The organism is Streptomyces sp. NBC_01591, from assembly GCF_035918155.1.
Taxonomy (GTDB): domain Bacteria; phylum Actinomycetota; class Actinomycetes; order Streptomycetales; family Streptomycetaceae; genus Streptomyces.
Genome location: NZ_CP109327.1, coordinates 2,172,215 through 2,197,141 on the forward strand (window position 1 = coordinate 2,172,215; position 24,927 = coordinate 2,197,141).

Annotated in this window: 19 protein-coding genes, 3 pseudogenes and 1 riboswitch; of the genes and pseudogenes, 14 read left to right on the plus strand and 8 right to left on the minus strand. The window is 72.3% G+C overall.

What is annotated here, in order from left to right:
- Nucleotides 1–140: 140 nt before the first annotated feature.
- The 7 genes from OG978_RS10150 to OG978_RS10180 all read left to right on the plus strand — a co-directional run bounded on the left by OG978_RS10150 (nt 141) and on the right by OG978_RS10180 (nt 8,758).
- Nucleotides 141–1,418, plus strand: coding sequence for an inorganic phosphate transporter (locus OG978_RS10150; protein WP_326764882.1), 1,278 nt, complete (start codon nt 141–143; stop codon nt 1,416–1,418).
- A 34-nt stretch (nt 1,419–1,452) separates the two neighbouring features.
- Nucleotides 1,453–1,683, plus strand: a complete 231-nt coding sequence (locus tag OG978_RS10155) for a hypothetical protein (RefSeq protein ID WP_093895733.1) — start codon at nt 1,453–1,455, stop codon at nt 1,681–1,683.
- Nucleotides 1,684–1,836: 153 nt separating this feature from the next.
- A riboswitch (cobalamin riboswitch) is annotated at nt 1,837–1,965 on the plus strand.
- 145 nt (nt 1,966–2,110) lie between these two features.
- Entirely contained in the window at nt 2,111–3,139 is a 1,029-nt protein-coding gene (locus OG978_RS10160; protein ID WP_326764883.1) for a cobalamin biosynthesis protein, read from the plus strand.
- Complete coding sequence (locus OG978_RS10165; RefSeq protein WP_326764884.1) at nt 3,136–4,695, plus strand: cobyric acid synthase; 1,560 nt, start codon at nt 3,136–3,138, stop codon at nt 4,693–4,695. Before OG978_RS10160 ends, OG978_RS10165 begins: the two co-directional genes overlap by 4 nt.
- A gap of 58 nt (nt 4,696–4,753) precedes the next feature.
- Nucleotides 4,754–6,760: a putative cobaltochelatase gene (locus OG978_RS10170; RefSeq protein ID WP_326764885.1), complete on the plus strand. Its 2,007-nt coding sequence runs from the start codon at nt 4,754–4,756 to the stop codon at nt 6,758–6,760.
- Nucleotides 6,760–7,359, plus strand: coding sequence for a cob(I)yrinic acid a,c-diamide adenosyltransferase (gene cobO, locus OG978_RS10175; RefSeq protein ID WP_326764886.1), 600 nt, complete (start codon nt 6,760–6,762; stop codon nt 7,357–7,359). Before OG978_RS10170 ends, cobO begins: the two co-directional genes overlap by 1 nt.
- Entirely contained in the window at nt 7,322–8,758 is a 1,437-nt protein-coding gene (locus tag OG978_RS10180) for a cobyrinate a,c-diamide synthase (protein ID WP_326764887.1), read from the plus strand. Before cobO ends, OG978_RS10180 begins: the two co-directional genes overlap by 38 nt.
- A gap of 14 nt (nt 8,759–8,772) precedes the next feature.
- On the opposite strand, the gene OG978_RS10185 is transcribed toward OG978_RS10180, so the two are convergent.
- Nucleotides 8,773–9,495 carry a ZIP family metal transporter gene (locus OG978_RS10185; protein WP_326764888.1) on the minus strand — a complete coding sequence of 241 codons (723 nt, stop codon included), beginning with the start codon at nt 9,493–9,495 and terminating at the stop codon, nt 8,773–8,775.
- Between the two features lie 112 nt (nt 9,496–9,607).
- Between OG978_RS10185 and OG978_RS10190 the strand changes: the two are divergent.
- Nucleotides 9,608–10,324: pseudogene (locus tag OG978_RS10190) on the plus strand (cobalamin biosynthesis protein); the annotation flags it as partial.
- 301 nt (nt 10,325–10,625) lie between these two features.
- Nucleotides 10,626–11,720 (plus strand): annotated as a pseudogene (gene cobC / locus OG978_RS10195) (Rv2231c family pyridoxal phosphate-dependent protein CobC); the annotation flags it as partial.
- Nucleotides 11,721–11,776: 56 nt separating this feature from the next.
- On the opposite strand, the gene OG978_RS10200 reads toward cobC, so the two are convergent.
- Nucleotides 11,777–12,865, minus strand: a complete 1,089-nt coding sequence (locus OG978_RS10200; RefSeq protein WP_326764889.1) for an SCO1860 family LAETG-anchored protein — start codon at nt 12,863–12,865, stop codon at nt 11,777–11,779.
- 345 nt (nt 12,866–13,210) lie between these two features.
- Nucleotides 13,211–14,287, minus strand: a complete 1,077-nt coding sequence (locus OG978_RS10205; RefSeq protein ID WP_442817828.1) for an amidohydrolase family protein — start codon at nt 14,285–14,287, stop codon at nt 13,211–13,213.
- 135 nt (nt 14,288–14,422) lie between these two features.
- Between OG978_RS10205 and OG978_RS10210 the strand changes: the two genes are divergently transcribed.
- The 4 genes from OG978_RS10210 to OG978_RS10225 all read left to right on the plus strand — a co-directional run bounded on the left by OG978_RS10210 (nt 14,423) and on the right by OG978_RS10225 (nt 18,953).
- Nucleotides 14,423–15,529, plus strand: a complete 1,107-nt coding sequence (locus OG978_RS10210; protein ID WP_326764891.1) for a pyridoxal-phosphate-dependent aminotransferase family protein — start codon at nt 14,423–14,425, stop codon at nt 15,527–15,529.
- Between the two features lie 218 nt (nt 15,530–15,747).
- Nucleotides 15,748–16,623 carry a class I SAM-dependent methyltransferase gene (locus OG978_RS10215; RefSeq protein WP_326764892.1) on the plus strand — a complete coding sequence of 292 codons (876 nt, stop codon included), beginning with the start codon at nt 15,748–15,750 and terminating at the stop codon, nt 16,621–16,623.
- Nucleotides 16,620–17,885, plus strand: coding sequence for a hypothetical protein (locus tag OG978_RS10220; RefSeq protein WP_326764893.1), 1,266 nt, complete (start codon nt 16,620–16,622; stop codon nt 17,883–17,885). Before OG978_RS10215 ends, OG978_RS10220 begins: the two co-directional genes overlap by 4 nt.
- 42 nt (nt 17,886–17,927) lie before the next feature.
- The gene (locus tag OG978_RS10225) at nt 17,928–18,953 is read left to right on the plus strand and encodes a VOC family protein (RefSeq protein WP_326764894.1); all 1,026 of its coding nucleotides are present in this window, start codon (nt 17,928–17,930) and stop codon (nt 18,951–18,953) included.
- An 80-nt stretch (nt 18,954–19,033) separates the two neighbouring features.
- Here OG978_RS10225 and OG978_RS10230 read toward each other — a convergent pair whose 3' ends face one another.
- Nucleotides 19,034–21,724 carry a SpoIIE family protein phosphatase gene (locus OG978_RS10230; RefSeq protein ID WP_326764895.1) on the minus strand — a complete coding sequence of 897 codons (2,691 nt, stop codon included), beginning with the start codon at nt 21,722–21,724 and terminating at the stop codon, nt 19,034–19,036.
- Nucleotides 21,725–21,924: 200 nt separating this feature from the next.
- On the opposite strand from OG978_RS10230, the pseudogene OG978_RS10235 reads away from it, so the two are divergent.
- Nucleotides 21,925–22,131: pseudogene (locus OG978_RS10235) on the plus strand (MarR family winged helix-turn-helix transcriptional regulator); the annotation flags it as partial.
- A gap of 17 nt (nt 22,132–22,148) precedes the next feature.
- On the opposite strand, the gene OG978_RS10240 reads toward OG978_RS10235, so the two are convergent.
- From OG978_RS10240 to OG978_RS10255, 4 genes are all read right to left on the minus strand, one after another.
- Nucleotides 22,149–23,210, minus strand: a complete 1,062-nt coding sequence (locus tag OG978_RS10240) for an aminotransferase class V-fold PLP-dependent enzyme (protein ID WP_326764896.1) — start codon at nt 23,208–23,210, stop codon at nt 22,149–22,151.
- 94 nt (nt 23,211–23,304) lie between these two features.
- Nucleotides 23,305–24,024 (minus strand): DsbA family oxidoreductase, encoded by a 720-nt coding sequence (locus OG978_RS10245; protein WP_326764897.1) that lies wholly within the window; start codon nt 24,022–24,024, stop codon nt 23,305–23,307.
- Between the two features lie 90 nt (nt 24,025–24,114).
- Nucleotides 24,115–24,630 carry a hypothetical protein gene (locus OG978_RS10250; protein WP_326764898.1) on the minus strand — a complete coding sequence of 172 codons (516 nt, stop codon included), beginning with the start codon at nt 24,628–24,630 and terminating at the stop codon, nt 24,115–24,117.
- A complete protein-coding gene (locus tag OG978_RS10255) occupies nt 24,627–24,851 on the minus strand; it encodes a hypothetical protein (RefSeq protein ID WP_326764899.1) in 225 nt (74 codons plus the stop codon). The genes OG978_RS10250 and OG978_RS10255 overlap by 4 nt, the downstream gene beginning before the upstream one ends.
- Between the last annotated feature and the right edge of the window lie 76 nt (nt 24,852–24,927).

Consider the following 24,927-nt stretch of genomic DNA (forward strand, 5'->3'; position numbering starts at 1 on the left):
CCTGCGGGAACGGCTTCGGGAACAAGCGGAACGACTCCGCTCCGCTTTGGATCACCACAGCGCCCTGCTCAGTTCATCTTCCGTTCACCCAGGTTGCCTACGGTCCACATGCCAATGACGTCGAACGATTGCCTGGGTAGATGGAACACATCACGCTGCTACTCGCGATTGTGATCGTGACAGCTCTAGTGTTCGATTTCACGAACGGTTTCCACGACACCGCGAACGCGATGGCGACCACCATCTCGACCGGTGCACTCAGACCAAAGACAGCGGTGGCCATGTCCGCCGTTCTCAATCTCGTCGGCGCGTTCCTGTCGGTGGAGGTCGCCAAGACGATCTCCGGCGGGATCATCAACGAGGACGGGCTGCGAACAGAAGTCATCTTCGCGGCACTCGTCGGCGCCATCCTGTGGAATCTGCTGACCTGGCTGGTCGGACTGCCGTCCAGCTCCTCGCACGCCCTGTTCGGCGGCCTGATCGGCGCGGCCGTGATGTCGGCGGGCTGGTCGTCCGTCAACGGCGGCACCGTCGTCACCAAGGTGCTGCTCCCCGCCCTCGCCGCCCCGATCGTCGCCGGTCTGGCCGCGCTGCTGGCCACCAGGCTGACGTACCGGATCGGCGGGAAGGTCCGCAACGACGCCCAGGAGAAGGCCACCGCCAAGGGTTACCGGGCCGGCCAGATCGCCTCGGCCGGGCTGGTCTCCCTCGCCCACGGCACCAACGACGCACAGAAGACCATGGGCATCATCACCCTGGCCCTGGTCACCGGCGGCGTCCTGAACCCGGGCGCCAACCCGCCGGTCTGGGTCATCGTCTGCGCCGGTGCGGCCATCGCTCTCGGCACCTACCTGGGCGGCTGGCGCATCATCCGCACCATGGGCAGCGGCCTCACCGACCTCAAGCCGCCGCAGGGCTTCGCCGCCCAGACCAGTGCGGCCACGGTCATCCTGGCCTCCTCGCACCTCGGTTTCTCCCTCTCCACCACCCAGTCCTGCTCCGGCGCCGTGATGGGCGCGGGCCTCGGCCGCCAGGGCGGTGTGGTCCGCTGGTCCACCGCCACCCGGATGTTCGTCGCCTGGGGTCTGACCCTGCCGGCCGCGGGTCTGGTCGGCGCGGGCGCGGAGCTCCTCACCAAGCAGGGCACCTGGGGCGTCGTCGTCGTCGCGGCGCTGCTGGTCGCGGGCTCCGGTGCGATCTGGCTGGTGTCGCGCCGCAAGCCGGTCGGCCACGGCGATGTCGCGCCGACGGACGGCGACGCCGAGCCCGCGGGCGTCGTCACCACGGCCATCGCCGCCGTCAGCCCGCCGCCCACCACGGCCTCGGCCACGGTCCAGGCACCGGCCCAGAACCTCATGACCACGATTCCGGCCCCGGCCGGGACCACCCAGGACCCGGCGCGACCCGCCACCGTCTGAGCCGGCCGACAGGTCAGCCGTCTAAGGATTCAGCATGAACATCGACTGGGCAGCCCTCGGCTCCGTATTCGGCGTCTCCCTCGTTGTCACCGTCGCGCTGGTGGGCCTCTTCACCCTGGGCATCGTCGGCCTCTCCAAGCAGCCGGAACCGGCGGCGCAGGGCGGCTCCGGCGGCTCGCTGCTGCTGGCCCGCGCCGGCGCGTACGTCTGCTTCGCGCTGTGCGCCGCGGCCGTCGCGTACGGGATCTATCTGATCGTCGCCTGAGCCACTCCCGCGCACGCTCCCCCGTCGGGCCGGACACCACATGTGTCCGGCCCGATGTGCGTCTCAGCACACTGCGCCGCCGCAGGTCAACGGCAGGTTGACGGGCGTTCGCGGAGCGTGGTGGACTGCCGGAGCCAATTACGGCGACAGCAGAGGAAGCCGGTGCGAATCCGGCGCGGTCCCGCCACTGTCACCGGGGAGCGGTCCCCCACACCGGAAGTCACGGCACGCGCGAGCGGGCTGGAAGGCCGGGGGAATCGCGGATCCGGGAGCCAGGAGACTCTCGTCGCCGGTCACGTCGAACCAGGGCGCGGACCCTGAGTGAGGACATATCGCCATGCCTGGCTGCCGTGCGTCCGCTGTTTCGGCGCTCTCGACGAGAGCCGCCTGTACGAAGGTCCGCCGAGGCGCGACGGCCGGCTGAGCCGTGCGAGCCGACCGCATCTTCGCGTACGGCGCCACGGCCGGTCTGATCGGCGATCTGCTGCTCGGTGACCCCCGCAGGGGGCACCCGGTCGCCGCCTTCGGGCGGGCCGCAGCGGGCGTCGAGCGCCGTCTGTGGCGCGACCACCGCGGCTGGGGCGCGCTGCACACCCTCGTCTGCGCCGGAGGCGCCGCGGGTGGTGCCGCGCTGATCACCCGTGCCGTACACCGCAGCCCCGCCGCCTCCGTGGCACTGACCGCGGCCACCACCTGGTCTGTCGTCGGCGGTACGTCCCTGGGGCGTGAGGCGCGGGCCATCGGCGACGCCCTGGCGGCCGGTGACATCGACCTGGCCCGCGAGCGGCTGCCGCATCTGTGCGGGCGCGACCCGCAGTCCCTGGACGGACCGCAGATCGCCCGCGCCGTCGTCGAGTCCGTGGCGGAGAACACCTCGGACGCCGTGGTCGGCGCCCTGGTGTGGGGCGCGCTGGCCGGGGTCCCCGGACTGGCCGGCTTCCGGGCCGCCAACACCCTCGACGCCATGGTCGGCCACAAGTCGCCCCGTCACCGGCGCTACGGCTGGGCCTCGGCCCGCCTCGACGACCTCGCGGGCTGGCCCGGCGCCCGGCTCACGGCCCTGCTCGCCGTGGCCGCCGGAGGGCGGCCGCGTGGAGCGGTCCGCGCCTGGCGGGCCGATGCCGCCAAGCACCCGAGCCCCAACGCGGGCCCGGTGGAGGCCTCGTTCGCGGGTGCGCTCGGCGTACGGCTCGGCGGGACCCTCGCGTACGGCGGCCGGGTCGAGCACCGCCCCGTGCTCAACGGGGCGACGGGCCGGGCGGTGGAGACCGAGGACATCGAGCGCGCGGTGCGGCTGTCGCGCCGGGTGAGTGCGCTGGCCCTCGGCGTGTGCGTGGCGGGACGGCTCGGCGCGGCCCTCGCCGCACGACGGATCGCGGGGCGCCGGATCACCTCAACGAACGGGGCAGGACCTCGTATCGCGGGACCTCGTATCGCAGGACGGAGAAGCACATGAGCGGCGGGCTACTGGTCGCCGGAACCACTTCCGACGCGGGCAAGAGCGTCGTCACGGCAGGTATCTGCCGCTGGCTCGTGCGCCGGGGCGTGAAGGTGGCGCCCTTCAAGGCGCAGAACATGTCGCTGAACTCGTTCGTCACCCGCGAGGGTGCCGAAATCGGGCGCGCCCAGGCCATGCAGGCCCAGGCCGCCCGCGTCGAGCCGACCGCGCTGATGAACCCGGTCCTGCTCAAGCCCGGCAGCGACCGCTCCAGCCAGGTCGTCCTGATGGGGAAGCCGGTCGGCGAGATGAGTGCGCGCGGCTACCACGGGGGCAGGCAGGAGGCGCTGCTCTCCACGGTCCTGGAGTGCCTGGAGGAGCTCCGGGGCACGTACGACGCGGTGATCTGCGAGGGGGCGGGCAGTCCGGCCGAGATCAATCTGCGGCGCACGGACATCGTGAACATGGGCATCGCACGGGCGGCGCGCTTCCCGGTGGTGGTCGTCGGCGACATCGACCGCGGTGGCGTCTTCGCCTCGTTCTTCGGTACGACCGCGCTGCTCGCCGCCGAGGACCAGTCGCTGATCGCCGGCTATCTCGTCAACAAGTTCCGCGGCGACGTGTCGCTGCTGGAGCCGGGCCTGGACATGCTGCGGGACATCACGGGGCGGCCGACGTACGGGGTGCTGCCGTTCGCCCACGGCCTCGGCATCGACGAGGAGGACGGTCTGCGGGTCTCGTTGCGCGGCGCCGTGCGCGAGTCGGTCGTCGCGCCGCCGCACGGCGAGGACGTGCTGCGCGTCGCGGTGTGCGCGGTGCCCCTGATGTCGAACTTCACCGATGTGGACGCGCTGGCCGCCGAGCCCGGCGTCGTCGTCAGGTTCGTGGACCGTGCCGAGGAACTGTCCGACGCCGATCTCGTCGTCGTGCCGGGCACCCGCGGCACCGTGAAGGCGCTGGCCTGGCTGCGCGAGCGCGGCCTCGCCGACGCGCTGGTGCGGCGCGCGGCCGAGGGCCGGCCGGTCCTCGGCATCTGTGGTGGCTACCAGATCCTCGGCGAGCACATCGAGGACGAGGTCGAGTCCCGGGCCGGGCAGGTCGAGGGCCTGGGGCTGCTGCCCGTACGCATCCGCTTCGACCGCGAGAAGACCCTGGCCCGGCCCGTCGGCGAGGCGCTCGGTGCCCCGGTCGAGGGGTACGAGATCCACCACGGCGTGGCGGACGTGCACGGTGGCGAGGGGTTCATCTCCGATGGCCGGGGACACAGCCTGGACGGCTGCCGGGTCGGCGCCGTGTGGGGCACCCACTGGCACGGTTCGCTGGAGAGCGACGAATTCCGCCGCCGCTTCCTGACCGAGGTCGCACAGGCCGCCGGCCGGCGTTTCGTCCCCGCTCCCGACACCGGGTTCGCGGCGCTGCGCGAGGAACAGCTCGACCGCCTCGGCGATCTCATCGAGGAGTACGCGGACACCGACGCGTTGCTGCGGCTCATCGAGTCGGGCGCACCGTCGGGACTTCCCTTCATCCCCCCTGGAGCACCCGGAGCCCCTGGAGCACCCGGAGGACGCCGATGAACGGTGTGTCCCGAGACCGCCTTTTTCATGCCCATTCACCCGCAGGAGGGATCGCCCCGTGAGCACGCATTTCCCGTTCACCGCCGTCGTCGGGCAGCAGGACCTGCAACTCGCCCTGCTTCTCAACTCCGTCGCGCCGAACATCGGTGGCGTGCTCGTACGGGGAGAGAAGGGCACCGCGAAGAGCACCGCCGTGCGCGCGCTCTCGGCGCTGCTGCCGGAGGTGGACGTCGTCTCCGGGTGCCGCTTCTCCTGCGCCCCCGAGTCGCCCGACCCGGCGTGTCCCGACGGCCCCCATGAGGCCGGGACCGGTGTGTCGCGGGACGCCCGCATGGTGGAGCTGCCGGTCGGCGCGTCCGAGGACCGGCTCGTCGGGGCGCTCGACATCGAGCGGGCGCTCGCGGAGGGCGTGAAGGCATTCGAGCCGGGCCTGCTCGCCGACGCGCATCGCGGGATCCTCTACGTCGACGAGGTCAACCTGCTCCACGACCACCTCGTGGACCTGTTGCTGGACGCGGCCGCGATGGGTGCCTCGTACGTCGAGCGCGAGGGCGTCTCCGTACGGCACGCGGCGCGTTTCCTGCTCGTCGGGACGATGAACCCCGAAGAGGGCGAGCTGCGGCCGCAGTTGCTCGACCGTTTCGGGCTGACCGTCGAGGTCGCCGCGTCCCGGGAGACCGATCAGCGGGTCGAGGTCGTGCGGCGCCGTCTCGCGTTCGACGACGACCCAGCGGCCTTCGCCGCCAAGTGGGCCGACGAGGAGGACGCGTTGCGGGCGAGGATCGTCGCCGCGCGTGCGCTGCTGCCCGAAGTACTGCTCGGGGACGCGGCGTTGCGGCAGATCGCGGCCACCTGCGCGGCCTTCGAGGTCGACGGGATGCGGGCGGACATCGTGATGGCGCGGACGGCCACCGCGCTGGCCGCCTGGGCGGGGCGTACGGATGTGCTCGCCGAGGACGTGCGGCAGGCGGCCCTGCTCGCGCTCCCCCACCGCCGCCGGCGCAATCCGTTCGACGCGCCGGGCCTCGACGAGGACAAGCTCGACGACACGCTGGAGCAGAACGGCGGCGAGGACGACGACCCGGACCCGGACGGCCCCGGTGGCGGCGGTCGGCCCCCGCGGGGCGACGGCCCCGACACGCCGCCGCAGCCCGAGGGCGAGGACGGCGACACGCCCGCGCCGTCCGTGCCCGGGCAGGGGCAGGGGCAGTCCGCCGGAGGCGGTGAGCAGCAGCCGGTACGCGCTGCCGAGCCGTTCCGCACGAAGATGCTGAGCGTTCCCGGTCTGGGCGAGGGCGCTGCGGGGCGGCGGTCCCGGGCGCGTACCGAGCACGGACGCACGACCGGTGCGGTGCGTCCGCGGGGTGCCCTGACCAAGCTGCATCTGGCGGCGACCGTGCAGGCCGCCGCCCCCCATCAGCGGGCGCGGGGGCGGTCCGGGCGCGGACTGGTGGTCCGGCGGGACGATCTGCGACAGGCGACGCGGGAGGGGCGCGAGGGGAATCTCGTGCTCTTCGTGGTGGACGCCTCCGGGTCGATGGCCGCCCGGCAGCGGATGGCCGCCGTGAAGGGGGCGGTCCTGTCGCTGCTGCTGGACGCGTACCAGCGGCGGGACAAGGTCGGGCTGATCACCTTCCGGGGCAAGGACGCCGAGGTGGCGCTGCCGCCGACGTCGTCGGTGGACGCCGCGGCGGCACGGCTGGAGTTGCTGCCGACCGGTGGGCGCACCCCCGTTGCGGCCGGGCTGCTGAAGGCCCATGAGGTGCTGCGGGTGGAGCGGTTGCGTGATCCGTCGCGGCGGCCGCTGCTGGTCGTGGTGACCGACGGGCGGGCGACCGGGGGGCCCGAGCCGGTGGCACTGGCGACCCGGGCGGCGCGGCTGCACGAGGCGGAGGGCATCGCGTCCGTCGTCGTGGACTGCGAGTCGGGGCCGGTACGGCTCGGCCTCGCGGGAAGCCTCGCGCGCGATCTCGGGGGCAGTGCCGTCACGCTCGACGAACTGCGGGCCGACTCGATCGCCGGGCTCGTCAAGGACGTTCAGGAAACCAACAGGAGGGCTGCGTAATGCCGCAGGGACAGCCGACCACCGTGCCCGACGACGGGCTCACCACCCGTCAGCGCCGTAATCGTCCGCTGCTGATGGTGCACACCGGCATCGGCAAGGGGAAGTCGACGGCGGCCTTCGGGCTCGCGCTGCGCGCCTGGAATCAGGGGTGGCCCATCGGCGTCTTCCAGTTCGTCAAGTCGGCGAAGTGGAAGGTCGGCGAGGAGAACGCGCTGAAGGTCCTCGGCGCGAGCGGCGAGGGCGGGTCCGTCGTCTGGAACAAGATGGGCGAGGGCTGGTCGTGGGTGCAGCGCGACGACCAGCTGAACAACGAGGAGGCGGCGCGCGAGGGCTGGGAGCAGGTCAAGCGCGACCTGGCCGCCGAGACGTACCGGCTGTACGTCCTCGACGAGTTCGCGTACCCGATGCACTGGGGGTGGATCGACACCGACGAGGTGATCGACGTGCTGCGCGGCCGTCCCGGTGCGCAGCACGTGGTCATCACCGGGCGCAACGCACCTCAGAAGCTGTTGGACGCGGCCGACCTGGTGACCGAGATGTCGAAGGTCAAGCACCCGATGGATGCCGGTCAGAAGGGTCAGCGAGGCATCGAATGGTGAGGGACGGGCAGTGAACGTTCCTCGTCTGGTGATCGCCGCGCCCTCGTCGGGGAGCGGCAAGACCACCGTCGCCACGGGGCTGATGGCGGCCTTCGCGGGGCGGGGCCTCGCCGTGTCCCCGCACAAGGTCGGGCCCGACTACATCGACCCCGGCTACCACACGCTGGCCACGGGCCGGCCGGGGCGCAACCTCGATGCGTACATGTGCGGCCCCGACCGGGTCGCCCCGCTGTTCGCGCACGGGGCGCGGGGGTGCGACCTGGCGGTGGTCGAGGGCGTGATGGGGCTGTACGACGGTGCGTCGGGGCAGGGCGAACTGGCGTCGACCGCCCAGGTCTCGAAGCTGCTGCGGGCGCCCGTGGTGCTGGTCGTCGACGCGTCGTCGCAGTCGCGTTCCATGGCCGCGCTGGTGCACGGTTTCGCATCGTGGGATCCGCAGGTGCGGCTCGGCGGGGTGATCCTGAACAAGGTCGGCTCCCAGCGGCACGAGGCGCTGTTGCGGGATGCGCTGGACGAGTCCGGTCTGCCGGTGCTGGGAGTGCTCAGGCGGGCCGAGCAGGTGGCCGTGCCGTCGCGGCATCTGGGGCTGGTGCCGGTGGCCGAGCGGCGGGGCGACGCGGTGGGCGCGGTCGAGGCGATGCGGGAGCAGGTGGTGGCGGGGTGCGATCTGGAGGCGCTGATGGCGCTGGCCAGGTCCGCGCCCGCGTTGCCGGGTGAGGTGTGGGACGCGGCGGAGGCGATCGGCGCCTGCGGCGGGCCCGTTCCGCTGCCCGCCGCCGCCCGTGGCCGGGGCCCGGCCGCTCCGGTCGTCGCCGTGGCTTCTGGCGCCGCGTTCACCTTCTCGTACGCCGAGCACACCGAGCTGCTCACCGCCGCCGGGGCCGAGGTCGCGCCGTTCGATCCGCTGCGGGACGAGGCGCTGCCGGAGGGCACCCGGGGGCTGGTCATCGGCGGGGGTTTCCCGGAGGTGTACGCCTCCGAGCTGTCCGCCAACGCGGCGCTGCGCAAGGCCGTCGCCGAGCTGGCGGAGTCCGGGGCTCCGGTGTCCGCAGAGTGTGCGGGGCTGCTGTATCTGGCGCGTTCGCTCGACGGGCTGCCGATGTGCGGGGTCCTCGATGCCGAGGCACGGATGTCGAAGCGGCTGACGCTCGGCTACCGGGAGGCCGTGGCGGTCTCCGACAGCGTGCTGGCGGCGCCCGGCACACGGGTGCGCGGGCACGAATTCCACCGGACCGTGCTGGAGCCGGGTGCCGGGGCCGATCCGGCGTGGGGCATGCACCAGCCGGAACGGCGGGTCGAGGGGTACGTGCAGCGGGGCGTGCACGCGAGCTATCTGCATACGCACTGGGCTTCGGCGCCCGGCATGGCCCGCCGGTTCGTCGAGCGGTGCGCGGGGTGAACCGCGTGCGGTGCTCAGTCCGCGATGCCCACCACGAGCCAGATGAAGCCCACCCCGGCCACGGTGCACAGCAGCGTGGAGCGGGCCGGGTGTTCGTGGTGCGCCTCGGGAAGGATCTCGGCGGCGGCGAGGTAGAGCAGCGCGCCGCTGAAGAAGCCGAGATAGCAGCCGAGGAGTTGCTCCGGAAGTGTGAACAGCAGTGTCGTCGCGGCGCCCACGATCGGCGCCAGGGCGTCTGCGAACAGCATGATCATGGCCTTGCGGCGGGCGTTCCCGTACAGGCTGGTGATCGTGTACGTGTTGAAGCCGTCGGCGAAGTCGTGCGTGATGACGGCGAGGGCGACGGCGGCTCCCATGCCGGCGCCCACCTGGAAGGCGGCGCCGAGTGCGATGCCGTCCATCAGGCTGTGGCCGACCATCGCCGCCGCTGCTGTGAGCCCGACCTGCGGCACCCGCTCCTCGCCCGCGCCGTGCGCCGCCTGGCGTACGGCGAGCAGCCGCTCCACGAGGTGGGCGAGGAGGAAGCCGCCCACGAACAGCAGCAGGGCGGCCGGGACGCCGAAGACGGGTTCGCCCGCGGCATCGATCGCCTCCGGCAGCAGGTCCAGGCCGACCACTCCGAGCATCAGTCCGCCGGCGAAGCCGAGCACCAGGTGACGGCGGTCGGTGACGCGCTGGGCGACCCAGCCGCCTGCCAGGGTCATCAGGAACGCGCCGAGCGCGACGAACACCGCCATGGGCTCTTGCTAGCCGATCGACCCCGGTACGCGCATCTCAGCGCGCCCTGTCACCCGCCCCGTTCCTCCCCTCTCTCCTGCTCCCCACCCCGCCCCGCCCTCCGAAAGGACTCCGCGCATGTCCGAAGCCATCGACACCTCGGGGGTTCCGGGGCCGGACACGCTGCGCCTTCCCGTGGAGGGCGATGTGGCCGGGGTGTCGCGGGCGATTCTCGGCGGGGCGCCGGTGGAGCTGCGGGCGGACGCGGTGTGGCCGTTGCGGCCGCTGACACCGGACGTGCTTCCGGACATGCTTCCGGGCGTGCCGACGGACGTGCTTCCGGATGTGCCGACGGGCACTGACGGCCCGGTGGTGCTGCGCGTCAGCGACCGGATCGTGGAACTCGGGGCGGGGACCGCCGTGTTGCGGCCGGCGTCGCTCGCCGTCGGGGTCGGCGCGTCCAGGGGCGTACCGGTCGACGAGATCCTCGGACTGGTCCGGGACACCCTGCGCGCGGCCGGCCTCTCACCGCTGAGCATCGCGGAGCTGGTGACCGTGGACGCCAAGGCGGACGAGCCCGGAATCGTCGCCGCCGCCGCGACGCTCGGTGTGCCGCTGCGGACGTACACGGCCGGGGAGCTGGCCCGTATCGAGGTGCCCGGGCCGTCCGGCGCACCGCTCGCCGCGGTCGGTACGCCGTCGGTCGCGGAGGCCGCCGCGCTCGCGGCGGGGGGTGAGCTCCTCGTGCCCAAGCGGAAGTCGGCCCCGCGGGGGCGGGTGCCGATGGCGACCTGTGCGGTGGTGCGCCGCGCTCCGGGCGGGCGGGCGGTCCTCGTGCTCTCGGCACCGTACGTGCCGTCGGGTCTCGACCGTTGCGTGGAGCCGGGTGCCGGGCGCATAGTCGTTCTGCCGTACTTCCGCCAGGAGCCGGATGTCCACCGGGCCGATGCCATCGGTGGCGCCGAGGAGCTGTACGGCCTGGTCGTGGAGCGCTACGGGGAGGGCGTCAGGGGTGATCTGCGGATGAACGGCGCCCCGTGCGTGTACCTGATCTCCCTGCCGGACTTAGCCGACGAGGTGGGACGACCGCAGCAGCCGGTCTCCCGCCCCGACGACAACGGCCATCATCACCACCACCCCCACGGCGGTCATGCACACTCCCACTGAAAGTCCCGACGCGACCGGCGCGGGCACGCACGATCTGCGGCACCACGGTGACGCGGAAGTACGGGGACGGGACCGGGATCTGACCGATCTCGCCGTCAACGTACGGGCCGGTACTCCCCCGGCCTGGCTCAGGGAGCGGATAGCCGCGTCGCTGGGCTCGCTGGCCGCCTACCCGGACGGCCGGCCGGCGCGGGCGGCGGTCGCGGCCCGACACGGGTTGCCGGTGGACCATGTGCTGCTGACGGCGGGTGCGGCGGAGGCGTTCGTGCTGATCGCACGGGCGCTGCGGGTCTGCCGTCCGGTCGTGGTCCATCCGCAGTTCACCGAGCCGGAGGCGGCGCTGCGCGCGGCCGGGCACGAGGTGCGGCGGGTGCTGCTGCGGGCCGAGGACGGGTTCCGGCTGGATCCGTCGGCGGTGCCCGAGGACGCGGATCTGGTGGTGGTCGGCAATCCGACCAACCCCACATCGGTGCTGCATCCGGCGGCGGTGCTGGAGCAACTGGCACGTCCCGGCCGGACGCTGGTGGTCGACGAGGCGTTCATGGACGCGGTGCCGGGTGAGCGCGAAACACTGTGCGGGCGTACGGACGTCCCGGGGCTCGTCGTACTGCGGAGCCTCACCAAGACCTGGGGGCTCGCGGGGCTGCGGATCGGTTATGTGCTGGCCGCCCCGGGGACCGTCCGCGCGTTGGAGGAGACCCAGCCGCTGTGGCCGGTGTCGGCCCCGGCGCTGACCGCTGCCGAGGCGTGCATGGAGCCGCGGGCCCTGGCCGAGGCGGCCGCCGCCGCGGAGCGGATCGCGGTGGACCGGGCCCATCTCGTGGCGGGGCTCATGGAGTTCACCGAGGTGCGGGTGGCCCAGCAGGCCGAGGCGCCGTTCGTCCTGGTGCAGCTGGACCGGGCCGCCGAGGTGCGGGAGCGGTTGCGGATGCTGGGGTTCGCGGCGCGGCGAGGAGATACGTTCCCCGGGCTCGGCCCCGAGTGGCTGCGGCTGGCCGTGCGCGACCGCGCCACGACCAACCGCTTCCTGCAGGCGTTCGACCAGGCACTGCAGACACTGGGCGCGGCCGTGCGCTGACGGGGCCGCCGGTGAGAAACCCGGCACCGGCGGCCCCGCTCGGGCTCCGGAAAGGGTCAGCCCTGGGCGCGGCGCCTGGCCACGACCACCGCACCGGCACCCGCCGCCAGCAGTACGGCCGCGCCGCCCGCGATGTACGGCGTGGTGGAACTGCCGCCCGTCTCCGCGAGGTTCGAGTCGACGGCCGGTTCGTGGTCGGTGCCGGTCTGCGGCTTCACCCCGCCACCACTGGTGGAACCGGTCGTGCTTCCGCCGTTGCCTGAGGTACCTCCATCACTGGAACCACCGCCGCTGGAACCGCCGTTGCCGGAACCTCCGTCACTCGACCCGCCGCTGCTCGACCCCCCGTTGGTCGAACCACCGTTGGTCGAACCACCGTTGCTCGAACCACCGTTGCTCGAACCACCGTTGTCGCCGCCGCCCGGTCCGCTCGGCTTCGGTGTCTCGCAGGTCGCCTCGGCGAGCGTGATCTCGCCGCGCACATCGGCGACGTTCAGCTTGAGCGGATTGACGGAGACCTTCAGCTGCAGGGCGGTCGCCGCGGCGGTGCGCGAGGTGGTGTGCGTCTTCGAGAGGTCGAGGGTCACCTCGCCGACACCCGGAACCGTGACCTGCGTGGTACCGCCCGCGGTGAGGTTGATGCGCTTGCCGAGGACCGACACGTGTCCCAGCACGTTCGACTCGGCGACCGGCTTCCTGCCCACCTCGCAGACCGCCTTGGACGTGACCTTCTCCACCTCGATCAGCGAGAGCAGCGGCAGTCCGGGCACATGGACGCGGGCCTTGGCCACATTGCTGTAGCCCTCGGCCCGGTGCTTGTCGACGGTCGCGTTCGCGGTGGCCACATCGGCGGCGAGCACGCTGACCGGCCGGCCGCCCTCCACGCCGTCGAGCCGCACGCTGAGCGCGGTCTCCTTGGCGTCGGCGGGTGCCTGCACCTCATTGAGCGTGGCCTTGAGCGGCACGTCGACCGTCTTGTTCAGGAGCGAGACGTCGAGTGCGGTACGGAGCACGACCGCGCTCGCCTTCCCGTCGCCGGTGGTCGTGGTAGTCGCGGTGGCGGCCTGCGCCGGGACGGCGACCAGCAGGGCGACGGGAGCGGCGGCGACCGCCAGGGCGGCCAGGCGGAAGGTGTTGCTGTTCAAGGTGGTGGAACCCCCACAAGAGACATGGAGCCACCGGTGCCGTCCAATGGGGGACATCGAGAGCTCCGGTGGCCTCGACCCCGAAATCTTTACGCACGGAGGGTGAACTGGCGGACACCTGAGGTGAGTTCACCCCAAAGGGGGGTTTCCGCGCCTGTATTCGAATATCTCGGTACGTTCGTTCCTCCGGGCCACCCGATCCACTGAGCGCGAACGGCGCCGGAGCCGACTGCGCCGGGGTGCGCGTGAAGGTGTTCCAACGACAGAGCAGAGGGTTCAGTAACTGCCTGTCAACACGGCAACTGCCTGTCAGCACGGCGCACCCCGGTCGCGGGGCCGCCGGACTCAGCCGATCACCCGCCCGTTCAGCACCACCCGCCGCGGCGCCGCGAGCACCCGTACGTCCGCCCGCGGGTCCTCGTCGTACACCACCAGGTCCGCCGGGGCGCCCTCCTCCAGCACCGGCCGCCCCAGCCACTGCCGCGCGCCCCAGGTCGTCGCGGACAGCGCCTCCAGGGCCGGGATGCCCGCCTTCACCAGCTCGGCGACCTCGTCCGCCACCAGTCCGTGGGCGAGCACACCGCCCGCGTCGGTGCCGACGAAGACCGGGACCCCGGCGTCGTACGCCGCGCGCACCGTGTCGTAGCGCCGCTCGTGCAGCCGCCGCATATGGGCCGACCAGCGGGGGAACTTGGCGTCGCCGCCCGCCGCGAGCGAGGGGAACGTGGCGATGTTGACCAGGGTGGGGACGATCGCGACACCACGCTCGGCGAACAGCGGAATGGTGTCCTCGGTGAGCCCGGTGGCGTGCTCGATGCAGTCGATCCCGGCCTCGACGAGATCGCGCAGCGAGTCCTCGGCGAAGCAGTGCGCGGTGACCCGGGCGCCGAGCCGGTGCGCCTCGGCGATGGCCGCCCCGACCGCCTCGCGCGGCCAGAGGGCGGTCAGATCGCCCACCTCCCGGTCGATCCAGTCGCCGACCAGCTTCACCCAGCCGTCGCCGCGGCGCGCCTCCTGCGCGACGTACGCGACCAGCTCGTCCGGCTCGATCTCGTGGGCGTAGTTCCGGGTGTACCTGCGGGGCCTGGCGATGTGCCGGCCGGCCCTGATGATCTTCGGCAGGTCCTCGCGGTCGTCGATCCACCGGGTGTCGGCCGGTGAACCCGCGTCCCGCAGCAGCAGCGCACCCGCCTCCCGGTCGGCGAGGGCCTGCTTCTCACTGGTCGCCGCGTCCACGGCGCCGTGGTGGTCGAGCCCGACGTGGCAGTGGGCGTCCACCAGGCCCGGCAGCACCCAGCCGGTGACGGTCACCGCCCCGTCCGCGCCGGCCGGCCTCCCGTACGAGATCCGTCCGTCGACCGCCCAGAGCTCGTCGCGGACGTCCTCGGGACCGACGAGCACCCGCCCCTTCACGTGCAGCACCTGCGATGCCTTGTGATCACTCATGGGCAGCACTGTACGAGGCGGCGCGCGGGGCCCTGGGTACGCTTCGACGGAAGCACCGCCCCGTACGCGCCGGCGCGCACCGGACCGACCCGACCCGAAGAGAGCACCACCGTGACGCACCCCTTCCTCGACCTCGCCCCGCTCACCGCCGCGCACTTCTCGGCCATCGAGAAGCGGGTGGCCGGCCTCCTCGCCACCGAGCAGGACGTCGTCATCATGCAGGGCGAGGCGCTGCTCCCCCTCGAAGGCTGCATCCGGGGCGGCGCCCGGCCCGGCTCGACCGCGCTGAACGTCGTCACCGGGCCCTACGGGCAGACCTTCGGGAACTGGCTGCGGGACTGCGGTGCCAATGTGGTCGATCTCGCGGTCCCCTTCCACACGGCGGTCACCGCCGACCAGGTCGCGCGGGCGCTGGCCGAGCACCCGGAGATCGACTTCGTCTCCCTGGTCCACGCGGAGGCGGCGACCGGCAACACCAATCCGGTCGCCGAGATCGGCGAGGTGGTCCGTTCGCACGGGGCGCTGTTCATGCTGGACGCCGTCGCCTCGGTGGGTGCCGAGCCGCTGCTGCCGGACGTGTGGGGCGTCGACCTCTGCGTGATCGGCGCGCAGAAGGCGATGGGCGGCCCGGCCGGGGTGTCGGCGGTTTCGGTGAGCGAGCGCGCCTGGGAGCGGATCGCCGCCAACCCCGAGGCGCCGCGCCGCTCGTACCTCTCGCTCCTGGACTGGAAGGAACGCTGGATCGACGGCGGCCGCCGGGCCCTGCTGCATGCCCCCGCCCAGCTGGAGATGCTGGCGCTGGAGGCCTGTGTGGAGCGGATCGAGACCGAGGGGCTGGATGCGCTGATGGCGCGGCACGCCGCTGCCGCCGCGGCGACGCGTGCGGGTGCGGTGGCACTCGGCGGCGGCCTTGCGCCGTACGTGCACGAGGCGAAGGAAGCGGCGCCGGTCGCGACGACGCTGCGCGCCCCCGAGGGGATCGACGCCGCCGAGCTGGTCGCACGGGCACTCGCGGCCGACCCTTCGCTGCCGCTGATCGCGGGCGGGGGCGCGCTGTCCAAGGAGATGATCCGGGTCAATCACTACGGCGTGGACGCGACCCGGGGCGCGGTGCAGTCCTCGCTCGCGGCACTGGGGGCGGCGCTGGCCGACGCGGGCCGGCAGGTCGACCTCGAAGCTGCCCGCAAGGCCGTTTCGGAGGCCTGGCCGAGCGCGTAGGCCCCGCGTTCCGCTTCGGGTGTGCAAGAGGCCTGACTCGGTGAAGTGCCAGCTCCGGAAGGCGCGTTGGCTCCTCGGCCCCTGGCGGGTGCCGAGAGCCGATGCGTACTATGTGAGACCTGATCACGACCGTTGGTGATCTCGGGATCAGAGATCGATCAGAGATCAGGGAACACGGATCGGGCAACAGCACACAAGGAACAGCGGGAGACTCGCCCATGCACTGTGGAGTAGAACTGACCGCCTATCTCGTCAACGAGTCGCGTGCGCGGATGCCGGAGCTCGCCGAGGACCCCTTGGCGGCCGCCTGGATTCCGGACAGCGACCGGCCCGCGGTGCGCGAGCTGTGGGACGAGTTCGCCGGCACCGTCTACCCGCACGACGATCTGGTCGTCTCGCTGCGCGGCAGGTACATCGCGGACACCCTGGCGCGCTCACTGCGCGAGAATCCGGACACGGTGCTCGTCGTGTGCGGGGCCGGCTTCTCCTCGTACCCGTGGCTCCTGCCGTTCCGGACGGCTCTCGAAGTGGACCTGCCGGACATGGCCGCGGCCAAGCGGTCCCGGACGGCAGAGCTGGTGGCGTCCGGAGTCCTGCCGGAGCGGGACGTCCACCATCACGCGGCCGACCTCAGCAGCCCTGCCGCACGGGAAGAACTCGTCGCCCTGGTACGCAAATTGGCCGACGGGCGCCCGGTGGCCTATGTGGCCGAGGGCCTGGTCTTCTATCTGCCGTCGGACGCGGCACGCGCGGTCGTCGGCCTCGGGGCCGAGTTCGGCTCGTGCGTGGTCACCGCCGTCAGCTACTGGCCCGCCGCCGCCGCGGGGAGCAAGGTCCTCGCCGACCAGCGGCAGTGGTTCCGCAGCCGTTCGGTTCCGGAGGAGGCCTCCTACCTGACCCACCACGGCCTGACATCGCTGCTCGGCAAGGAGATCGAGGACTGCGGTCCGGAGGACCTGCAGCAGCGGTACCTCCACCGGGTGGACGTGCCCGAGTCCGACCTGATTCCCGAGTACGTGGCCGTTTCCTGGAGCGCTCCCGCGCAGAACGTTCCCGGGCAGGGCGTTCCGGGGCAGACCGAGGTGGCGCGTTGAGCGAGGTGCTGCACCTGCAGAGCAGGGCGTACCCGGTGCACCACAATTCCCTTCCCCTGACCCTGGAGTCCTTCCAGGTGCCGGGACACGGCGAGTTACGCCCGACCGCCGGAGAGCTCGGGACGCTCGTGTACAACCCGGATCACACGATCGAGCTGGACCTGAAGGAGATCATCACCGGGGTGATCACGCTCCCCGGTACGGAGATCGTCGGCTGCCACGCCCGGATCCTCAGCGCGGGCAGCATCCTGGTGACGTACGCGCTGAGGCACGAGGCGGATCTGCGCCTGCTCCCCCTCGCCGACCTCGACGCGCTGGACGCGCGGGTGAACAACGTGCTCCGCGAGGCGGACGCCCCCATCCTCGCCGCGGTGCTGGCAGCCGCGGCGGCCTGCGGCCTGGTGCAGGGTCTCGCTCTGCGACCGGACCTCGCGGCCAGCGGCGAGGATGCGCCGGTGGACCGTCAATCGGCCCGGTACAACTGCCACTTCGTCACCGAGGAGCCGCCGTGGGCAACCGACCCGCGGCTGCCGCAGCTCAGCCCGGGGCCGCACTGCCGGATACTCCTGCCGTACACCTACGCCTGGGACCGGGACCCGGCGACCTCGCTGCACGAGCTGCGGACGATGCTGGAACCCACCGACATCGCGACGGCACAGCAGTCCCTGCTCGTCGGCGCCCTGCTGGGTGGCCGCCGGATTCTGGTCGACCTCGCCAAGGCCGAGCACCCCACGACCGACGTCCACGCGTTCCGGCGCTTCCTCGACGGCGTCTGGTCCGACTACCACCACCTCGACGGCTACCGCATAGAGTCGACGCAGGGCCCCAGGGCCACCTACCTCGCCGCCCGTGAGTCCATCGGCCTGGACAACACCCAGGAGCGGGCCGACAAGCTGCTCGGTTACGTCGGCAATTCCCTGCTGGCCGCCGCTTCGCAGCGGACCGAGGCACTCGACACCCGTCTCAACCGCGTCGCTTCCACCCTCGCCATGGTCGCGGCGGCCTCGTTCAGCCTCGATGTCGCGGTGTTCCTGCTGCCCGACGTCTCGCTGGCACCACGGGTCGGTGTCGTCAGCAGCCTGATCGGGCTGACCGCCATGGGGATCGCCGCCGTGTTCCTCCCCGACCGTCGTCTGCGGAAGCCTCCGCCGGGACGCCTCGGTGCCGGGCCGGCCGGACGGGTGCCGCGCCAGCGCACGGCCGGCCCTGTCCCCGAACCCGATCCGGGCGGCCGGCGGGCAGACCCGTCCCCCCAGCCATAAACTGCTGTACCCGGGCGGACATTGACGGCCACAGTGGAGCCCATGACCTCACTCGTACGTCACATCACGATCGACTGCGCCGACGCCTACAAACTGGCCGGCTTCTGGGCCGGGGCGCTCGGCGCACGGCTCTCGGACGACGACGCCCCCGGTGATCCCGAGGCGCTCGTCGAGTCCCCCGGTGCCGCGCTGCTGTTCATCCAGGTGCCGGAGCCCAAGAGCGCCAAGAACCGCGTCCACCTGGACATCCAGCCGCAGGACCGGACCAGGGACGAGGAGGTCGAGCGGCTGCTCGGCCTCGGCGCCGCCCTCGTCGCCGACCACCGAAAGCCCGACGGGCGGGGCTGGGCGACGCTCGCCGATCCCGAGGGCAACGAGTTCTGCGTCGAGTGCGGTGCGGCGGAACGGGCGGCCCTGACCGGGACCCGGCTGCCGGTCACGGCGGACGACGTGACCACCGCCGTACGCCTCGCGGTCGCCGCCCTCCAGAAGTCCCCGGTGGACGACTGGCACGTTCCGGCGGGGTCGTTGGAGTGGAGCTGCTGGGAGACCGCGGAGCATCTGAGCGACGACCTCTTCTCCTACGCGGCCCAACTGGGCCCGCAGCGGCCGGCGCTGGACACGTACCTCCCGTACCGCTGGAGCCCCGAACGCGAGGGCGGTCCGTGGAACGCGGTCTTCGCGGACCGGTCGGCCGGACCCGACGGACTGCTCCAGACGCTGGAGGCGAGCGGCGCGCTGCTCGCCGCGATGGTCCGGACGGCCTCGCCCGAACTCCGCTCGTACCACTCCTACGGGGTGTCCGACCCGGAGGGCTTCGCGGCGATGGGGGTCGTGGAGACCCTGGTGCACACGCACGATCTCGCCGTGAGCCTGGATGTCGACTGGACCCCGCCCGCCGGCCTCTGCGACCGGGTGCTGGCCCGGCTGTTCCCGGACGCCCCGAGGGACGCCGACCGGTGGGCCGTGCTGTGCTGGGCCACCGGCCGCGGCGAGCTGCCCGGCCGCCCGCGCGTCACCTCGTGGAAGTGGCACGGCGCTCCGCTGGACGGGGCCGGTCAGGAGTAGCGGGCGGCCGCCGGACCGCTGTCCCGGGACGGTCGGGGAACTGCTCCTCCCGGGGGACTGGGGGCTGTCGCGATCCGCGGTCAGAGTTCCGCGTCGAGGACGTCCGACCACGCCGTGCCTTCCGCGTTCCCGTCGGGCCGGGGCAGCGACATCTCCGCCCAGATGACCTTTCCCTGGGGGGTGTAACGGGTGCCCCAGCGCTCGGCCAGCCGTGCGACGAGGAACAGACCGCGGCCTCCTTCGTCCATCGCGGCGGCATCACGCAGATGGGGCGAGGTGCTGCTGCTGTCGGCCACCTCGCAGGTCAGGGTGCGGTCGCGCAGCAGTCGTACGGTGACCGGCGCGGAGCCGTAGCGGATGGCATTGGTGATCAACTCGCTGAGCAGCAGTTCCGTGGCGAACGTAAGCTCGGACAGACCCCAGTCGTCGACCTTCTCCGCCACTGCAGCACGCATTCCCGCCACAGCGGCAGGATCGAACGGCACGTCCCAGTCGGCGACATGGTCGGGCCGGGTCGCGCGCGTCCGGGCGATGAGCAGCGCCACATCGTCCTTCGGCCGATCTGGCAGGAGCGCGTCGAGGACCGCCTGGCAGCTCTCCTCCGGCGACCGGTCGGGATGGCACGCCAGGGCCTGACGCAGCAGTTCGATCCCCACGTCGATGTCCCGGGTGCGGTCCTCGATGAGCCCATCGGTGTAGAGGACGAACTGCGTGCCCTCCGCCACCTCCAGTTCGGCCGTCTCGAACGGCATGCCGCCCAGGCCCAGGGGCGGGCCGGCCGGCAGGTCGGGGAACGACACACTGCCGTCGGGCCGGACCAGTGCGGGCGGGGGGTGCCCGGCCCGGGCCATGGCGCAGTGGCGGGAGACAGGATCGTAGATCGCGTACAGGCAGGTGGCTCCTGTGATCCCCGCATCGGCGGTGGTTTCCGCCTCCTCCTGGTCGATGCGCCCGACCAGGTCGTCGAGGTGGCGGAGGATCTCGTCAGGCGGAAAGTCGAGTGTGGAGAAGTTGTGCACGGCCGTACGCAGCCGTCCCATCGTTGCGGCCGCGTGCAGGCCGTGGCCGACGACATCCCCGACGACCAGCGCCACCCGGCCGCCCGGGAGCGGGATCACGTCGAACCAGTCGCCGCTCACCCCGGAGAGTGCGGGCAGGTAGCGATAGGCGACATCGAGCGCGCTCTGCTCGGGCAGGGCCCTCGGGAGCAGGCTGCGTTGCAGAGTCACGGCCATGACGTGCTCACGGGTGTAGCGGCGGGCGTTGTCAATGCTGACGGCCGCCCGTGCGACCAGTTCTTCGGCCAGGGACAGGTCGTCCTCCTCGAACGGCTGGGGCTTCTCGGAGCGCCAGAAGTTGGCCATGCCCAGGATGACGCCCCGTGCCTGGAGAGGCACCGTGATGAGCGAATGGATGCCGTAATCGACGATCGTCCGCGTCCGCTCCGGATCCTGGGCGAGCCAGCCGGGTGCGGCGGCCAGGTCGGGCACCAGCTCCGGCCGACCGGTGGCGAAGGCCTGTGCCTGTGGCGTGGAAGGGAGAAAGTTGATCAGCTGGCCGAGTTCGTACAGGGGATGGTCGTCCCGGATGCCGCGTACAGCGGTGCGGCGCATGTCCGTGTCCGTACTGGTCGGCTCGTCACCGTGGAGGACCGGTTCGGCCAGATCGACGGTTGCGAAGTCGGCGAGCCGGGGGACCGCGATCTCGGTCAGTTCGTCGGCCGTGCGCACCACATCGAGCGTGGTACCGATGCCGAGACCTGCGTCGTACAGCAGGCGCAGCCGCTCGCGGGCGTTCTCCGCCCTGCCGGACAGCGTCCGCAGTTCTGTGGAGTCACGCAAGGTCGCGACCGTCCCCTGGGGGCCACCGTGACGGTCCGTGGGCCGCTGGTTCACCGCGAGCAGTCGGCTCCCCGCGAGGTGCACTTCGTCCGTGGCCGCCCGCCCCGACGTCAGCAGCTCCAGCATGCCGGGATCAAGGCCGGACAAGTCCGAGACGCGTCGCCCCTCGGCGTCGAGCGGCAGATCCAGCAGCCGTCTGGCCTCGTCGTTGGCCAGCAGCAGTCGACCGTCTTTGCTGACGATGAGCACGCCTTCGCGCACGGCGTGCAGCACCGCATCGTGATGCTCGTACATGCGATTCATCTCGGCAGGGGCCAGACGGTGGGTCTGCCGCCGTAGCCGCCTGGCCACCAGCGCCGTCCCGCTCGTGGCCAATCCGAGCGCAATCGCTCCCGCACCGAGGATGATCGGAATCTGCCGCGCCACCGCTCCGGTCACCTTCTCGACCTTCATGCCGGCAGCCACCAGGGCCACGACCTGCGCGTGATCGTGGACGGGGACGATCGCCTGCGCCTCGCGGCCGAGCGGGCCGTTGACCGTCTCGGTGTACACGTGGCCGGCCAGCGCCGGCGCGATGGTGGCGACGATCCTCTTCCCGATCAGCTCCGGCCGGGGATGCGTGTAGCGGATCCCTTCCGTGTCCGTCACCACGATGAAGTCGACGCCGGCCGCCTTCCGCCCCGCCTCGGTGAGCGGCTGGAGCACCGCGGAAGGATCAGGGGCTTTCAGCGCGGTCAGGAGGCCCGGTGAATGAGCGAATGTCTGCGCGACGGCGATGGAGCGGTCTCTCGCCTCCGCGCTGTTGTCGTACCGGGATTCCACTACGAGCGCCAGCACCGCAGCGGCCACGAGGAGCACGACGACAGCCACCTGCAGAGCGAAGACCTGGCCTGCGAGGCTCCGGGGATACCTGCCCGTGAGTGACCGCATCTGTGCGCTCCGGAATCGGCCGAAACGATTAATCCCCTTGCCCTTTGTAACACCGCAAGGTCGAAGGTGCGTGCGGTCGGGGCTCGCTCGGGGGCGGGACCGCACGGTGGCCCGACGACGATCCGGCAGCCGTGGGACCGGATCGGCGCCAGGACGGTACCGATACGGCCGACCCGGATCGTTGGGGCGGGCCCGGCTCCGACCCGGACGACCGCCGGGCCGTCCTGGTCGAGGCCATCGACGACAGCTGTGCGCTGCACTCCGACGTCCAGCAGGCCTGGACGAACCTGGAGGATCACACCCTCGCCGGTCTCGAACCCGCCGAATGCGACGAGCTGACCCGGCTGCTCGCCAAGGTCGAGGCGAATCTCTGCCGGGAGGCCGGGGACTGCCCCGAGCTCCGCTGATCCCCCGGCAGGCGGCGTCAGCCGGAGAGCACGTCCAGGGCCCGGTCCACATCGGCCTCCGTGTTGTACAGGTGGAAGGCCGCGCGCAGACTCCCCGCCCGGTTCGAGACCACCACCCCGGCCCGCGCGAGTTCCGGTTCCCACTCACCCAGTCCGGGCACGGCCACGATCGCCGACTCCCCCGGCACCGCCTCGTGCCCCAGCCCGGCCAGCCCCGCCCGCATGCGGGCCGCGAGCCCGGTGGCATGGGCATGAATGGCGTCCACACCGACCTCGTTCAGCAGCGCGAGGGACCGCTCGGCGCCGTGGTACGAGAGGAAGGCCGGCGGTTCGTCGTAACGACGCGCGGTCCGGGAGAGCTGCTCGACCGGGCCGTACGTGCTGCTCCAGGGGTCGTCGGCGGCGGACATGCCGGCGAAGAGCACCGGCAGGGTCCGCTGCGCCTCCTCGGTGACGGTGAGGAACGACGCACCGCGCGGGCACAGCAGGAACTTGAAGCCGCCGGTGACGGTGTAGTCGTACTCCCCGGCGTCCAGCGGCAGCCAGCCGGCCGACTGGGTGGCGTCGAGCAGTGTCCGGGCGCCGTGGGCGCCGGCCGCCGCGCGCACCGCCTTCAGGTCGGCGATCCGGCCGTTGGCCGACTGCACGGAGGAGAAGGCGACGAGCGCGGTGTCCGGCCCCACCGCATCGGCCAGCCGGTCCAGCGGGACGTAACGCATCCGGAGGTCGCCGCGGACCGCGAAGGGACTGACCACGGAGCTGAACTCGCCCTCGGGCGCCACGACTTCGGCCCCCGGCTCCAGCGAGGCGGCGATCAGCCCGACGTGTACGGAGACGGAGCTGCCGACGGCCACCCGGTCGGCGTCGACCCCGGCGAGGCGGGCGAAGCCGGACCGGGCCGCTTCCACCACTTCGAAGTCACCGGAACCGGCCCTGCTGCCCGAGGCGACCGTCTCGGCGAGCGCTGTCACGGCCGCCACGGTCCGCCGGGGCAGCAGCCCGCAGGTGGAGGTGTTGAGGTAGGTCACCCTCGGCGCGAACTCGCCGTCCACCGCACGGCTGAGCGAAGTAGTCTCCATGCGCCCAGCCTGGGGTCCCCTCAACCTGTAGTCAATCACGCAATGTTGAGGGGAACACCCAAGCGCTGCTTATGCACGCTACTGGAGGCGGACCTCAGGCGCTGCCGCCGGCCTGCGGAACCTCGCAGGCTCCGTCGGCGTCGCACGCCGCGGCGTCCCCACCGATCGCGGTGAGCGGGCGGTCCTTCCACGCCTGCTCCAGCGCCTGGGCGAAGACCTCGGCGGGCTGGCCGCCGGAGATGCCGTAACGCCGGTCGAACACGAAGAACGGCACCGCGTTGGCGCCCAGCTCGGACGCCTCCCGCTCATCGGCCCGCACCTCGGCCGCGTACGCCTCCGGGTCGGCGAGAACGGCGCGCGCCTCGTCGGCGTCGAGCCCGGCCTCGACGGCCAGCTCGACCAGTACGCCGGCGTCGTAGACGGAGCGCTCCTCGGCGAAGTTCGCCCGGTAGGCGAGGCTCAGCAGCTCGTCCTGGCGGCCGCGGGCCTTGGCCAGGTGGAGCAGCCGGTGGACGTCGAAGGTGTTGCCGTGGTCACGGCCCTCGGTGAGGTAGCCGAGCCCTTCGGCCTGCGCGTTGGCCGCGACGTTCGCCTCCATGGCCTGCGCCTCTTCACGGGTGCGCCCGTACTTCTGCGCCAGCATGTCGATCACCTGCGCGGTGTCCCCCTTGGCGCGCCCGGGGTCGAGCTCGAAGGACCGGTGCACGACCTCGACCTGGTCGCGGTGGGCGAACCCCGCCAGGCCCTTCTCGAAGCGGGCCTTCCCGATGTAGCACCAGGGGCAGGCTATGTCGCTCCAGATCTCGACGCGCATGTCTCTTCTTCTCTCCGTGTCCTCGTACGTACAGCTCAAATGGTGCGGAGCGGCCCTCCGCCCCCGTGCACAACACGGGAGCGGACTCCCTCATTCCCCGTCGTCGAGCTCGACGATCGGCCGGTCGGCGACCACGGCCACCAGGATCATCGGCGCGTCGCCGTCGCACTGGTTGAGGGAGACCGCGACCCACCGGCCGTCCACCGGCCCCCACACCGCCAGGCCCCCGAGACAGTCCGTGTCGCACAGCGCCCGGTACAGCGGCGGCAGTGGCTCGCCCGCGAGGTTGCGGAAGATCGGCACCCGCATGCCCGCCATCCGGTGGGTGCCCCATCGCCGGTCCAACTCGCCCACGAGATCGGCGAGATGACCCGATGCGGCCTCCTCGGCCTCCTCCCACTCGCGTTCGTACACGCCCACGAGGTCGTCGCTCTCCCAGAGCGGCACGATCCGGAAGCCCTCGCCCGCGGTCGCGCTCCACTCCCCGGTGTCCGGCTCCCCCTCGGAGACCGTCGGTCCCGTGGCCGGTACGGGCCCGGCGAGCAGCGCCTCGATGTCGGACACCGCGCGGCCGGTCCCGAAGGTCTCCCCGATCCGGGCGGTCACAGCGCCACCGCCCCGGCCGGTGCGCCGGGGATCGAGCCGTCGGGCACGTCGGCACACTGCACGCCGTAGGTCACACAGCCGGACGCCCGGGTCGAGCTCAGCGTGAGGAGGCCGGAGCCGACGGATACCGGCACCAGCATTCCGAGGGCGAACCAGGAGGCCCTGCGGACGCCGCGGTCCGTGTGCTCGGCGGGGGTGGAGGTGATGTCCATGCGGCTCATCCAACCCTCCGGCGGGTCCGGAGGGTTGGGTGCCGGCACTCGGTTCCGCCGAGTACCCGTGCTCATACGTTCGTCG

Coding starts and splice junctions, on each gene's coding strand:
- OG978_RS10150 (WP_326764882.1), top strand. CDS start 141: ATGGAACACATCACGCTGCTACTCGCGATTGTGATCGTGACAGCTCTA.
- OG978_RS10155 (WP_093895733.1), top strand. CDS start 1,453: ATGAACATCGACTGGGCAGCCCTCGGCTCCGTATTCGGCGTCTCCCTC.
- OG978_RS10165 (WP_326764884.1), top strand. CDS start 3,136: ATGAGCGGCGGGCTACTGGTCGCCGGAACCACTTCCGACGCGGGCAAG.
- cobO (WP_326764886.1), top strand. CDS start 6,760: ATGCCGCAGGGACAGCCGACCACCGTGCCCGACGACGGGCTCACCACC.
- OG978_RS10180 (WP_326764887.1), top strand. CDS start 7,322: ATGCCGGTCAGAAGGGTCAGCGAGGCATCGAATGGTGAGGGACGGGCA.
- OG978_RS10185 (WP_326764888.1), bottom strand. CDS start 9,495: ATGGCGGTGTTCGTCGCGCTCGGCGCGTTCCTGATGACCCTGGCAGGC.
- OG978_RS10215 (WP_326764892.1), top strand. CDS start 15,748: ATGCACTGTGGAGTAGAACTGACCGCCTATCTCGTCAACGAGTCGCGT.
- OG978_RS10225 (WP_326764894.1), top strand. CDS start 17,928: ATGACCTCACTCGTACGTCACATCACGATCGACTGCGCCGACGCCTAC.
- OG978_RS10230 (WP_326764895.1), bottom strand. CDS start 21,724: ATGCGGTCACTCACGGGCAGGTATCCCCGGAGCCTCGCAGGCCAGGTC.
- OG978_RS10240 (WP_326764896.1), bottom strand. CDS start 23,210: ATGGAGACTACTTCGCTCAGCCGTGCGGTGGACGGCGAGTTCGCGCCG.
- OG978_RS10245 (WP_326764897.1), bottom strand. CDS start 24,024: ATGCGCGTCGAGATCTGGAGCGACATAGCCTGCCCCTGGTGCTACATC.
- OG978_RS10255 (WP_326764899.1), bottom strand. CDS start 24,851: ATGAGCCGCATGGACATCACCTCCACCCCCGCCGAGCACACGGACCGC.